General features: G+C 60.3%; 9 protein-coding genes. 4 read left to right on the top strand and 5 right to left on the bottom strand.

Going from position 1 to position 13,514, the window contains the following annotated elements; translation table 11 throughout:
- Nucleotides 1-32: 32 nt before the first annotated feature.
- From NKI97_RS12740 to NKI97_RS12730, 3 genes are read left to right on the top strand one after another with little or no spacing between them, the layout of a single operon-like run.
- Entirely contained in the window at nucleotides 33-383 is a 351-nt protein-coding gene (locus NKI97_RS12740; RefSeq protein WP_352834442.1) for a hypothetical protein, read from the top strand.
- A 54-nt stretch (nucleotides 384-437) separates the two neighbouring features.
- The gene (locus NKI97_RS12735) at nucleotides 438-809 is read left to right on the top strand and encodes a hypothetical protein (protein WP_352834439.1); all 372 of its coding nucleotides are present in this window, start codon (nucleotides 438-440) and stop codon (nucleotides 807-809) included.
- 31 nt (nucleotides 810-840) lie between these two features.
- The gene (locus tag NKI97_RS12730; RefSeq protein WP_352834437.1) at nucleotides 841-1,263 is read left to right on the top strand and encodes a hypothetical protein; all 423 of its coding nucleotides are present in this window, start codon (nucleotides 841-843) and stop codon (nucleotides 1,261-1,263) included.
- A gap of 108 nt (nucleotides 1,264-1,371) precedes the next feature.
- Here the strand turns inward: NKI97_RS12730 and NKI97_RS12725 are convergent, their stop codons facing one another.
- Genes NKI97_RS12725 through NKI97_RS12715 form a run of 3 tightly spaced genes read right to left on the bottom strand, consistent with a single transcriptional unit; the run spans nucleotide 1,372 to nucleotide 2,328 of the window.
- The gene (locus NKI97_RS12725) at nucleotides 1,372-1,644 is read right to left on the bottom strand and encodes a hypothetical protein (RefSeq protein ID WP_352834434.1); all 273 of its coding nucleotides are present in this window, start codon (nucleotides 1,642-1,644) and stop codon (nucleotides 1,372-1,374) included.
- Nucleotides 1,641-1,865 carry a hypothetical protein gene (locus NKI97_RS12720; protein ID WP_352834431.1) on the bottom strand — a complete coding sequence of 75 codons (225 nt, stop codon included), beginning with the start codon at nucleotides 1,863-1,865 and terminating at the stop codon, nucleotides 1,641-1,643. The genes NKI97_RS12725 and NKI97_RS12720 overlap by 4 nt, the downstream gene beginning before the upstream one ends.
- A gap of 55 nt (nucleotides 1,866-1,920) precedes the next feature.
- The gene (locus NKI97_RS12715; protein ID WP_352834428.1) at nucleotides 1,921-2,328 is read right to left on the bottom strand and encodes a DUF1515 domain-containing protein; all 408 of its coding nucleotides are present in this window, start codon (nucleotides 2,326-2,328) and stop codon (nucleotides 1,921-1,923) included.
- A gap of 105 nt (nucleotides 2,329-2,433) precedes the next feature.
- Here NKI97_RS12715 and NKI97_RS12710 point away from each other — a divergent pair, with 105 nt between their 5' ends.
- Nucleotides 2,434-3,366: a hypothetical protein gene (locus tag NKI97_RS12710; protein WP_352834425.1), complete on the top strand. Its 933-nt coding sequence runs from the start codon at nucleotides 2,434-2,436 to the stop codon at nucleotides 3,364-3,366.
- On the opposite strand, the gene NKI97_RS12705 is transcribed toward NKI97_RS12710, so the two are convergent.
- Nucleotides 3,351-6,299 (bottom strand): SGNH/GDSL hydrolase family protein, encoded by a 2,949-nt coding sequence (locus NKI97_RS12705; protein WP_352834423.1) that lies wholly within the window; start codon nucleotides 6,297-6,299, stop codon nucleotides 3,351-3,353. The two genes, NKI97_RS12710 and NKI97_RS12705, sit on opposite strands and share 16 nt — an antisense overlap.
- 45 nt (nucleotides 6,300-6,344) lie before the next feature.
- Nucleotides 6,345-13,502: an ADP-ribosyltransferase-containing protein gene (locus NKI97_RS12700; RefSeq protein WP_352834420.1), complete on the bottom strand. Its 7,158-nt coding sequence runs from the start codon at nucleotides 13,500-13,502 to the stop codon at nucleotides 6,345-6,347.
- Nucleotides 13,503-13,514: the final 12 nt, after the last annotated feature.

Below are 13,514 nucleotides of genomic sequence, written 5' to 3'. Positions count from 1 at the left end.
CCACCAACGCCAGCCAAAGGAAAAGCAGCGAAATGTTTGACGTTCTTGATCCCCATGATGGACCCGTCGTCGTCGGGCTTGAGCAGTTCGAAACGGTCTACGCGAAACATCAACCGCAGTATCGCCCGCTTCGAACCCTGCCGGGCAGGGGCGGAGATAGCGCGATCTCTCGCTTTTCTCTCACCGACGAGCAGAGAAAGGCCATCGCCGAGGGCGCTGATATCTATCTCGAATTGCTGCACTTTCGCGGCCCTCTCGCGCCAAGCCTCCTTATGGTCATGAGCGAGCCCGACGGCACCGACGCGTTCCGCGCATGGTGGAGGGTGCAGACCGGTGGCACGTACCCTGTAAAGCCTGTCGCCGAGTTCAAATCCTATCGGTAAACGGCCAATCACGGCCGCACTTCATCACCAACGCCAGCAACGGAGATAATCCACATGGCAAACCAGACTGGAATTGCAATCACCATCCGGGCCTTTCTGCAAACCGGCAAGACATTGAATGAGCAGTTCGAAGCGCTCAGCATCGTCAAGACGGCGCATGAGACCGGCGACTATTCGGAGCTCTTGAAGGCCGCGACCGTCGAGGACGTGAAGACCGAGCAGAAGACGCGGAGGATCGAGGATGCCGCCCCTTTGTCCGGATCAAATGGTACTTCGGTCTCACAGTCGACCTCGACGGAAACGTCAGGAGGCACGACTTCCGATGAGCAGAAGCCCGATCCCGAGCCCGAGGCGAAGCCCGAGCCGGCCGCCGATGCAGACGTACCGGAGTTCTTGAAGAAGGACAAAAAGTCTAAGGCAGCATAATACTGTTGCGTTCTTCGCAACAGTATGCAACATGAGGGCGCTGACGCGTTTAAACGTCAGTGCCCTTATCGCATCAGGAGCGCAACACATGACCATCCGGCACATCGGTTGCCTTGAATGCGGAAAGCTCTGGAATGACCGCAAGGCGGGCCGCGAATTTTGCTGCACCACATGCCGCATTGGTTTCAACAATCGCCGCATGAAGCGAGGCGCGGAAATGTACGATCTATTCCGCGCCATGCGCCGCGAGCGCGATCAAGCGAAGCTGCTAGGCATATGGGCTGAAATGTGCCGCCTAGAATTGCGCTGGCAGCAAGAGGACCAGGAGCAGCGGCCGGGCCGGCGCTCTTACATGCCGCCGAGGAAGGCGCTCACGAATTTGCGCGAGACCGGACGCCTGCCGATTGGCGAGGTCTTGGTCAGGGACAACGCGACAGGATCGCGCCGCCGCTAATTCCAGCAGCCTTGACCCACGCCGAACCGGTTATGACCGGCGATCCCCTGCCCTGCCACCGCGTCGTTACCGGCCAGATAAACAGCCGTCGCGGGCTTGACGTTGATCTTATTCCACCCCGCGCAATTGCTTGCAGTCGTCTGGCAACCCGCCGAGCTCAGCGCACAAATCAGCAGCATCCATGTTCCGTACAGTCGCATCGACATCGTTCCTTTTCCTGTAAGCCTTGACGGTATCTTCCAGGGCCGACACGCGGCCCGCCTGGGCTTCCACTGAACGCCCATACAGGAACACGCCGCCGACCAGAGCAAACCCAGCCAAGACCGCCATAGCGATCCACAGCGCCCGCCCAGAAACAGCGGCAAGCAACCCGGCGATCATTTCCGCCTCACTTCGTCGTCATCGGGCAGCACGGCGGCGCGCGGGCGCATCATGATATTGATGAGGACAACGAAAATCGTGAAGTACGCGAGATACTTCGGCGGGATGATATCGCCCCAATAGACGCCGCCAAGCTGTTGCAGGATATCCGGCAAGGCAAGAGCGCCGGCAGCGGCAAGGTTGAAAATCCAGGTGCGCCAGCGGCGCAAGGTCTTGGTCATGGCGCGATCTCCGGTTTGGCGGGAGACCATGCGCCCGTAAGAGTTGCCGCGAAAATCAGGTGATCCGCAGCCAGTGCCGAACAGCTGTTGCAGCTGCATCGCCGGCCCACATGAGCATCGCACCGAATGACAAGCCTCCGATCGCCAGGAGCCCAGCGATCCCGACGCCGATTGTCTTCATGCGCTTCCAGTCCTGGACGGACGGGAGAACTTCATTTTGGTTGGCTTCGACCTTTCCAGCGAGCGCCTTGATCTCGTCTCGCACCTGGGCGTCGACCTTGCCGGCGATTGCCATGTCTGTCCTAAGGCTGGCGATCTCGTGGCCTTGCTCGTCAAGCCGGTGATGAATGACGGCCCGGCTTTCATGCGCGAGGCGCTTTTCGTCGCCGAAGTCTTCGCGCAATCGGTTGACGCCCTCTTGAACGCGCCCGAGCGCCACCATCACGTCATTGATGTCTGCCAATAGACCAGTCTCCGCGCGGCTACTGGAACAATGTAGCTAGAGGCGAAAGGTTGACCACATCTAACTAGACCAGCTAAGAAGATCGTGGGCTCGGGGCAAGACTTCATGAAACTTCACGTTAAAGGGCGCGGCGTCGGCTGCGGTCGTGTCGCTGCATCGGTCGCGGCATTGGGCGTCTGCTTTTGGACGCTGGTCTGCGGCGAACTGTTCTGCCGATATTATCTCGGCCTCGGAACGCCGCCGCTATCGATAACTCACCCGACCATCGAATACATGTGGGCTCCGAATCAGGATTTATATCGCTTCGGAAATCATGTGCTGATCAACAAGTTTGGGATGCGAAGCTCCGATTTTCCAATCGAAAAGCCGAGTGGCGAGTTTCGCGCATTGGTCGTCGGCGATTCCGTCATAGGTGGCGGGGCACTTACTGACCAAGCCGAACTCGCGACGGACATCCTGTCGGTCGACGGCGCGCTTTACCTGAATGCTTCTGCCGGGAGTTGGGGACCGCAAAACGAAGAAGCATATATCAACCAGTTCGGGACCTTCAACGCCGACATGCTTATCCTTGTGCTGTCCACTCACGACGCGGGCGACGTGCCAAGTTTTGCAGCATTAAATCCAGCAACGCATCCGACCGAAACGCCTTGGTTTGCCCTATCGGAAGCGGCCTCCCGCTACCTCCCTCGATATATGCCCTGGAGGGAAGCACCGAAGGAGATTGTCAGGCCAGCGGCAAAAAGCGCCCTTGCGGCCATAGCGCGCATGACCCGCCTCAACATTCCGGTTTGCGTTATCACCCACGCGGATAGGCTGGAAAACAGTTCAGGCATTCGCGGCGACGGCTATTCAGATATCGTTAGTGGGGTGAGCAGCGTTCTGATTATAGATGACGCTCACTTCATCGCCGATAGCGGGTATCGAGACGTTATCCACCTGAACAAAGAGGGACAGACCGGCCTTTCGCGGGCAATGGCGAAATGCCGATCCGTATTGTTTCCAGATGGAACAGCGTCCCTGAATTACAACGCGCCATAGGCCGAGAGATAATAGGCAGCGCCGTCGTAAACGACCTCGCACCAAGTGTTTTGCACTAGGTCTTTCAGCCCGCCCACACTGAGATTGAAAGCGCCGGCACCCGTCCGAGTAACCTTGAACCTCGTTTTCCCGGCGAGCGCGCCTGTCGTCGACAGCGTGAGCGTGCGATTGGCCGTCAGCGTTCCCGTGTGGCGCACTTCCGGCGAGTTGTTCGCGGGCAGGAGCGTCACGTTGACATCGGTTGCAATCGTCTGCTGTTTCGCGCTCCCGCCAAGATCGGCCCGCCAGGTGGCAGTTCCATCCGTCATCAGCGTGGCGCTTTCGCCAGGACGGATGAGAAAAACCGAACCATAAGACGTGAGAGCGTCAGCGACATCGCGCGAATAATACTGGATGGAAACGTCTTGGTTGTCGCTCGTGGCGTTGATGATCGTCTGTGTCTGCACGTCGGTGTTAACCCGCTCCGCCGCACGCTGATAATTGGCGCATGGCAACTGGAAAACTTTCGCGCTTCCGGCCGCACCCTCAAACACCAAGATTGGAGCGGTCGCCTTTTCTGTGTCCCGGATTGACGTGATCGAGCCCGAGGCGTCGACCCTCGTTGCCCACCGGCGATTGAGCCAAGACGGACTCCCAAAGCTTTGGACCTTGGCGTTGTCGTTTACCGTGACCTGATACGGGCCAGGCTGCGCATTGTCGAACGGGAAGAAATGCCGGTATTCGTGAAAGAGCATGAAGGCGAAAGCGCGGTTTGCCCTGTGGCTTTGATGAATGCCGTCGCTCTCATAGAACCTGTTTAGGAGATTGGCATTAAACGCGTCTTGCAGCACCTTATCGCGCTCGATCACGAAGGGGTAAGTTGCTTTGATGTAAGCGTTTTCTGCTTCCAGATCGGCGGCACCGTTCGCATAGTCATACACGGAACGCCGCTGAATGGTCATGTGAATGACCCGGAAACCGGCAAGCACGGCTTTATCGTTGATTTGCTGCCAGTTCGAACGATAGGTCGCGCTATTGAAGCCGGTCGAAAAATCATTGACGTTGTGACAGAGAACGATATCCCGCGCGCTTGCGGCAAGCGGTGCGACGTCAGTATCGAAGCGGGCGAGGATGGTCGCCGAAGATTGACCGCCGACGGACGCGCAATAGATCGGGACGTTCAACAAGCCCTCAAGCCAGCGCGGCCAGCCACGTCCAGAAGTCCACATTGCGCCGATGCCAGCACCGCCGCCGCCAACGTCGATCGATGTTCCAAGCGTGACGATGCCGGTTTTTTCGGTCTGATTTGGCGCTTCCTCGATTTGCATTCCGCCGATGTAAATATCCATCGGAGCCGGCGCAGCACCGCCGAGCGGAAAGTTTGGATAATACCATCCAAACGAGGTTGAACTGCCGGTCTGTGCCGAAAGGCTAAGACGAGGATCGGCCACCACTTTAAACGTCGTGGTCGTGTCGGCCTCGATCAGGATCGAAATTCGGCGAGGAACCGGCCCGAGCAGTTTTGCGCCGCTACCGAACGTGTTGCCGTTCGCGACAGATTGAAGCCACATGAAGCGGTTCCACGGTCCCTCGATCCCTTCGCTATCCGTTTCGATGAACGGAGCCCACGCCACGACAGACGCAAGGTATCGTTTGCCGGGGATCAAAGGATAATCAGACCCCCTCAAATCGCGGATGCGCGTACCACCAAAACCGCCCGTGTTGGTGATGCGCTGGAGCGTAATTCCCTGCCATTTGACAGTATCACCAGCCACAAGCGTTAGCGTGTCCTTGGCATAGTGTACGTCGGTTAGGTCTTCTGACTTGCTGTTCCAATTGACCTGCCGGCCATAGTAAGGCGACCGAGGAACAATCGCGTTAAAAGTGTCGATGACTTCCGGTGGAGCCTCAAACGGCCTTTCGTTGAGCGCCTTGTTGATCGCCTTCTGTTCATTCGTTGAGAAATTCACCCGCTTGTAGGCACCGTTAACAGCCGTATTAGGCGAGATATAATCGTATTCCTCGATCAGATCGCCTTTCGATCTCTGGCTATCAACTGTGGCGTCCCATTCGTAAAAGCCCTCTTTGCCGGCATCCTTCCGATAGGCGATTGGAAACGTCGCAGTGTTGAGCGCCTTAATGGCCGCGATTGCCGCAGCAGGTATTGTCGATGCTGTATAGCCTCCTGCAAAGAGCGATGCCGCCTGCGCCGCCCATTCCTTCGAGGACTGCGTGCCGGCCCCGCCAGGGAGCGTACCCTCAGCCCATGCTTGAGCGAGAAGCGCTTTGGTTGTCGCGGTGGTCGCCGAGCCGCTTGCAGCCGCTGCCGAGCCGCTGGCGGCGGCGGCTGAGGCGGCGGCGGCTCCGGCTGATCCTGCCGCAGCGCCAGCGGATGCAGCGGCGGCTGCGGCCGCATCCGGCGCGGCGATAATCGCCGGCATGTTGGCGACAACATCTTCCAAAAGGTCGATGTTGTCGGCGACCTCATCGATATTGTCAGCGCTTGCCGCAAGCCTGAGAATGTCGGCGACCAACCCGTCTAGTTGATCGGGGTTTTCCGCGGGAGGCAGAAGGACCGCGCGACTGACTTGCTCCTGCAATTCCTGGTCGCGCATAGCAGCAAGATCAAATGCCGCCTCTACCGTTTCGGCGTAATACGCCCCTTGATTTTCGAGATCGGTTTCCTGGGTGAATGGAACCTTGCGCAGAAGCGTTATCGTCTCGCCAGCGGATGGGGCGACAAGCGCGGTGACCTGACCTCCGCCCGGATCGCCAACGCCTGAAACGGTGTAATCGCTGCCCAGCGTTAGCGTCGTCTCGACACCGGTTGCGGTGACCGTCTTGACCACTCGGATATGACTGTCCTTGATGATCCGAAAGTCATAATCAAAGGCTGTCGTCACCCCGTTCCCGTTGTAAGGACCGGAACGGTTGGCATCGCTTGGAACAGTCATGTGATCTCGCGCTCAAAAGGTTTCAAGCACGATAGGAGCCGATAGTTATTTCCCAATCCGGCCAAGAAGGTATTCGAGCGGAGAAACGTCCTTGCCCTCAGCCTCTCGCCATGCGGCGTCAACGGCGCGGTTTATCTGAGTGGCCGGCAGGCCGGTTGCGAGGCCGGTCGCATTGATGACCGACTTGAGGAACTGGCGGCGAACCTCGCCGTCTTCGATCGACTTCGCGCCTTCCACGAGCGGCTTTCCGATTTCCTCAGTGACCGCTCCATAAGAGCCGCCGCCGCCGAAGCCTTGCAGCGGTCCAGCGACATCGCGAACGCCTGGGATCGTCGCCATGACGGAAAACGCTGTTTGCTTGGCGAGGAACGCCGCCCAGCCGTCATCGTCGTCGTCTTCGTCGTCGGGTAGCCGGCCACGGATCGCCGCGCCCACAATAGCCTCAAGCGTGAACAGGAACGCCATATCCAGGGTCCAGGAAAGCGCCTCTTGCGCCGACCGCGCGGAAAATCCGTCTTGACCGATTAAACGCTTGGCCTTGGCCGTGCGCTCATAGGCGACGTTGAACTTGGCGAACATGTACGAGCCGAGCGCCGTAAACAGTCGCACAACGTCATTTTGGCGCGCGGTGCGCGAGACCGAACCACGCTCGACCGCCGAGCGATCGGCAAACAGGCCAGACGCCTGGGCGCGCTTCACTACGGCGTCAGCATGGGCGACGGCCTTAGCCTCGTCATTGCCGTTCTGCCGCAAGCCCTGCCGATAGCCGGCCAGCCATGTCGGCACGTCAGCCAGATACCATTGCGTCTTGGTCATCAGCCAGAAGGCCAGCGGCCCCACGATCTCCGCTTTGATCTCGCCCCAACGCGAGGCGATCGGCCCTGTCTTCGGATCGGAATAGAAATCAAAGATATCCTTGTTGAACGTGGTCTGGCGTGTCGCCATGAACGGCGACTTGGCCGCGATATCGCGCGCCATGCTGATCGGATTTTTCGCCGCTTGCATGATGCCAACGGCCATATCCTTCTTGCCGACGACAACCATTGACTGAGACAGGCCAGTCACCTGCATTGCGACCGTCGAAATGTTGAAGGCCAATTTAGCCGCGGTGAAGTTCGATTTCAGCGTGCGGGCCGCGCGGCCGACCAGATCGGCGGATTTCAACTCACCTTCCGCCACGTCCTTTAGCCAGATTTCCAGAGCGTCAAAATCGGCCTGCTTTCCGGCTTCCATGAACGCGGAGCGGACCTCGCCGTTCTGGAGAATGCGCCAGGAGTTCGCGACCGGCTCACTAAGCTCCAGGTCATATATCACCTGATTGACGTGACGGTGCAGCACCGACATATCAAGCTCGACATCGCGGCCCGAGGAACGCGCGCGCTCCTTGAGGTGCCCTTGCCGTGTCTGCGCTTTGCCAAACCGCCCGGCCTGGAGCGCCTGGGCGATGTTGTTCGCCTCATCATCGCGAGCGCGAGACGACAAGCGCGGATCGTATTTGAGCGGATAATAGCCGCCCTTCAACGTCTTGCCGGCGATCTCGACCGGCGTTGCCTCGACCCAATCCGGTTCAACGCCCGTGGCGCGGCGCTCGCGAGCGGCGATATCGTCACGGAACGATCCGACATAATCCCACACCGATTGCACGAAAGCCGCGTCTTTCGCGTCGAGCGTGGCGATCACGGCGGCGATTTGAGCCTCAGACAAGGATCCTCTAACTTTGGGATCAGTGAGCCTCGACCGATTGCCGGCGTTGCCGAGATTGAGCGCAACGGCGATCCGCTCCCACTTCGAAAGCGCATAGCCGAGTTCGGGGATATGATCCCGGACGGCCATGCGGCGGCGATCCGCCTTGTCATAGACGGCATACAGGCTTTCGAGGTCGCTTGCTGCTTTCAGCTTGCGCACGGTTAGCCGATCCATCGCCTCATCAAGCGGTGTCTTGATGTTGCGATAGGCCGCGCCCATGTCCTTGAACCCGTCGATCTCGCGCAGGATCGTGCCGGCGTTCAGCACCAGGTCAAAGAACTGGCGAACCGAATGGCGCAACGCCTCGCGCTTGGTGCCTACGCGGCCGGGCGGGCGCTTCGGCATGTTCGCGTCGAACGCCGCGACAACATCGGTCACGACCGCCTCAAGCTCGCGCTGCTTTTGCGCGTCGATCAGCTTGTTCCAGCGTGTCGCCATGTGCTCCAGGTTCTTGAGACTGTCGATCACGCCGCGCATTTCTTCGACCGGCAGGGTTTTGTAGGGACGCCTCGCCGCGTCACTCAGAACGGCCTCAGGAATGGCAAGCTCATTCTCCCGGCCCGCAGCCGTCATTGCGGCGACAAACGCGTTCAGCGCCCCGCGCCGGCCCTCAGCGGCCCCACTCAGCTTGCGGAAGTCGTAACGCTCAAGGATTTCATCGATAGCGCCGAGATAGTCCACCTGGGCGTTCTCGCGCCGGCCAGCGCCCGCGATCCGTTCGCGCGTCGACTTCTTGCCGAGCTTGGCAACAAAATTCTCCGCCTTCTCGACTTCATCGGCGACATTACGCGCTTCCATGTAGAGCGCGTGATTGATCAGTTGGCGGCGCTTGGTCTCGACCAGCCGAGCAACCGTTTCGTTGTAATTCCCTGTCGAAGCATTTGCCCGGTCGATCTGAGGTGCAACGGCGTCGACTGTGCCGGCCTCACGCATGGCGGCGCGCGCCTTAGTCGCGATCCGGCGACGGGCGTTCTGCATCCATAGGCTTTCGCGCGCCAGCATCGCGCCGAGCTTGGCGGCTTCATCAGCGGCCTTACGTTCGGCGGCGAGAAGCCGGCTGGAATTGACGGCATCGCGGACGCGCATGCGGGCAATCGACGCACGAGCCGACGCGCGAGCCTCTTTCGCGGTCATGCCGACGCCGAGCCCGGCGACCTCGACAACGGCCTTGAGTTCGGCCGCGATCCATTGGCCGCGCTTGTCGGAGTGCAGCGCATCGAGCGCCGCCGCCTCGACTGAGCCGTCAGTCAGTACGTCACCATGCCGCTCGCGCATGAGCTTGTCCGTTTCGGCCTCAATCGCCTCCTTGCGCGGCGGAGCCTTTTCGAGAGCCTGGACAAGCTCATCGCCGCTATCGAACCCAAACCACCCGGCAGCGTCGTCAGGGTCAATCCCGCCCTCGACCGCGTAAATGGTTTGCATGCCGCGCGGCAGCGTCTTCAAGACGCCATCGCCATAGCGCTGCACAAGGATTTCCTTGGACAGCCGGATATCTGGCATTCCTTCCGGCTTCGTTTCGGTGTCCCACCAACGGCGATTGCCCATCCATTCCCATGCGCGATAATAGCGATAGGTGTTGACTTGGCGCTCGACTTCCTCGCGCACCTTGGCGCGCTCATCCTTGAACCACTTCTCTTGCGCGCGCTTTACTGGAGCCATCGCCTCGCGCAACAGCCGCGCCTTGGCGTCATCCTCAGCCTGATCGCGCAGTTTGAGGAAGGAGACGAACTCGCCGGGCGTCAGGCCCACTTCGTCAGCTGTGGCGAATATCGGGCCGTGATCGCCGGCCTGCTCCTTGGCTTTGGCGATCTCATCATCCGAGGCAACCATGCGGTCGAAGACCTCGCGAATGCCGTCCGAGACCGTGACGTTGAGGCCAGCCAGCCGGCGATAGACCGAGATCAGCCAAGACCGGAATTTTTCGAACGCGCCGCGCAATTCGATGGACGGCGCTTTGCCTTCCATCAAATAGGCTTCGAACCCGCGCGCCCATTGCTCTTGCATGCCGACATCAACCGCCGCGTCCTTCATCAGATCGCCGGTCGTTCCGCTGGCGAGCGCCGCGCTCACGTCATCGGCAGTCAGGGTGACATCGGGCATAACGCGCATGCCGTCTTTCGCCACGGCGTCGGCATTCTCGCCCCACCATGCCTTGACGCTTTCCATGTCGCCAGCGGCCGACGCCTCGCCCTTGGCGGCGAGATCGCGAAGAACGGTCAGGAAGTAGTGCCCGCTCTCATGCAGGAATGTGGACAGGTCCGCGCCTTCAAACAGGCGAACAACCGTGTCGCCATTGCCGACGCCGCCGCCTGGGAACTGGATCGAGCCGCGCGGCCCGCGAACGTCGCCGGATTGGAACAGGAGCCGCGCATCAGCCGGATCGAACGTGCCGCGATTGTTGACGGATTTGATTTGCTCAGGAGAGAAGGCTACGATCTCCTGCTCCCCTTCGCCGACATCGGCCACGACGCCATCGTAACCGCGCTCTTTAAGGACTTCCGTCACGGCGCGCGATATGAGCCGTTCGGCGTTGGCGTCCCACTCGGCATTCTCGTCGTAAGAAAAGCCGGTTCGCTTCATTACCTTATCGTGGATATCGTCTGGCAGGCGAAGGCCCTGCATAACAACGCCGCGAACACCTCTAGTCTTAGCATTCCAAACATATGGATTTTGAATTGATAGGTAAGCAGGAATGACATTTTGTCCCTCGTCGACCCCGCTATTTGCGTAATAGTTGGCTGTGTCAGGGTTGGATGAAAAATACACGCCTTCGCCCAAGAACCCGCTATCCAGCCTCCCGGCTTTAGACGGTTGAAACGCATCAAAATTTGCTTGCGTACCGTGATAGGTAACCATCGGTTCGCCGTTGTCATCAACAACCTTACTCTTGCCAAACCAGCGCTTGAAGGCCTGCGTCTCGATAGCCGGGCGGCTCTGCCCGTACTTCTGCCCCTCATCAGCCTGATCGGACTGGACCGCCGCGCGGATCGCCTCATCGCTATCGTCCAGGCCGACGCCCAGGCTCGACAGATACGCCTCGATTTGGTCAAGCTGGGCGGAGTGATCCGCCGCAGCTGCATCGGCCGGAACCGCATAGTCAGCTTCGCCGCGCAGTTCGCGGTCGATGGCGTCGAGCAGCGCATTGCCGATGTTCGGAACCTCGCGCCCTTCCTTCACCGCGTTGCGGTATTCGGTCGCCACCGGATCGTTCGCCAGATAGCCGGCCTCAATCGCCGCCTGAGCCACATCATCAACGCCGTGCTTCTTGCCGCTCGCCTGCCCGAACAGATCGCGCACGCCGTCCACAATGCCGCCGCGCGCCAACTTGAGCGACTTCTTGCCCTTGCGTTTGATCACGGCAGCATCGCGAGCCTTCAAATTGCCGCCTACGTCATTGATGCCGCCATAGTCGGAAATGAACTCCAGCAGCGATTGCCGCTTGTCGAGACCGGCAGAGCGGCGGGCTCGCGCCTCCGCGAGCGTCCGGTTCAAGGCGTCAACGTCGCGGAACTGCATGCCTTCCGGTATCGATCCGCTCACCTGCGGCAGCGGATAAGCGGCCATGAAGTCTTCGACCGACTGCCCCGAGCGTTCGGCCATGGTGCGATAGAACGCCGGATAAAGCGTGGCCTCAGTCGTGGCTACATCTGTCGACCGGCCTGCCTCGCGCAACCGCGAAACCATCGTGTCGTAGATTTGCTGTTCGAAGGACCGCGAGCCCTCATCCTCCAGGCGCGCGGTCTCAGCGGCTTGGAATGCTTCATCCATCGCGTCTTGCGCGCGTTCGTTGAACTCCTTGGCCTCCAGCGCCGTGAACTCATTCGGATCGAACCGCATGTTTTCCATGAGGAAGGCGTCGTGTTCGGTGCCGGCGATCTTGGCCGCATAGGTGGCAGTCGGGATTTGCAGATCGCCGCCGCCCGCAAGCGCAACGTCGAGATCGTCACGGCTCACGCCGTCGAGTTCATCGACCAGGGCATAAGGATCGACGCCGAGGCTTTGGAAGTACGTTGAGAACTGTTCGGCCGGGACATAGACATTTTCCACCGGCCCGTTCGCGGTCGCGGCCTCGACAAACTGGCGGAACTTGTCGGGCGTGCGAGCGCGCACCTGTGACGCCTGGGCGTTGGCGGATATCTCACCAACCTGGGCGACTGTTCCCTCAGCGGTCTTGGCCTTGCGCCGATTGGCTGCAAACTCTCGACCGGCCACGCCCATGTCAACGGGCGCGGTGGCGATCTCCGCGACACCTTCCGCAATGATGTCGTTCCAGTCGACTGGCTGACCAGCCGCAACCCGCGCGCCGTATTCGCCGGCAGAGCCGAGGATCGCCTGTTGAGCGCTTTGCGCTATCGCCTCGACAAGGGGATTGTGGGAAGCGGCCTTGCCGGCGAGACCACCGGACAGCAGATCGAACGCGCCAATGATTGCGCCGCGAATAACGCCGCGCTTTGCCGCTTCCTCCATAAGCTTCGGATCGGACAGAACGCGCTGCACGTCCTCAGGCTTGCCGAGATCAATCCCCTTTTCCGCCAGGAAATCGGCCGGCGCGGTGTATCGTTCGGTAACGTAGGAGCCGCCGCCGAGAGCGCCAACGCCCAGCGCCGGGCTGAACCGGCCAGCTACGAGCGCCGCCGCGAGTTGTGGCGCGCTTTCGCCGGCCGTCTCCAGAGCCCACGACAGACCGCCTACCGGGTTTTGAAGGAACGCGGTGCCGAAATTGGCAATCGCTTGGCCGGGCGTCGCATCCTTGACGATTGCGGCCTTTTCAAACGACTGGGCGGTCGCTGATTTTGGCGTTGCGGCAAGCCGGTCTTGGCTGGCTTTGACGCCCTCCGCGAATTGCACCGCAGCCGCGTTGTCATCCGCGCCGATCATGTCGGCGTAGCGGGCATCTACCCAGCGCCCGAACGCGCCGAGGTATTCCGCGCCCGTCCAGGTCTCAAGCGGGTTCCCCTGCATGTCCTTCAAGCCGGAACTGGTTTTCTCCTCCTGGAGGATTTGCCCGAACGGCTTAGAGCGGTCGCGGTCGCGGCCGGCCGTCTGTTCGAACATGAATTGATTGCCCATCTGGCTAAGCCGATCACCCGAGCGCGCCAGCGTGTTCGTTGCGCCGCGCCCGAAGCCTTCGAACCAGGACAGGTTTTGCAGATCATCGCGGGCGAGCGCCGCATTGTCGGGGCTGCGCAGCCATTCCGTCAGGCGCGGCGCAGAGGACAGGATCGTCTTGTTCTTCTGTTCTTCGATCTTTTGCTGAAAGACGTTCCGGTACTCGCGGACCATTGGCAGCGGCGGAACCGGGTTGCCTGTGGCCTTGCCGAACTCGTTTGCGAGGTTCAGATCGCCGGCTATTTCGTCGGGCTTCTCGTTAACCGAGCCAAGCACGACTTGCGCCGCGCCGACGCCGCTCTGTTGCTGCTTATCTTTCCAGGCGTTATAGTCCGCGATTGTATCCATTTAGGGGCACAT

Origin of the sequence: Mesorhizobium sp. M0296, assembly GCF_040321675.1 — a bacterium.
In the GTDB taxonomy this organism is placed as follows: domain Bacteria; phylum Pseudomonadota; class Alphaproteobacteria; order Rhizobiales; family Rhizobiaceae; genus Mesorhizobium.
This window is presented reverse-complemented; position numbering and strand designations above follow the sequence as displayed.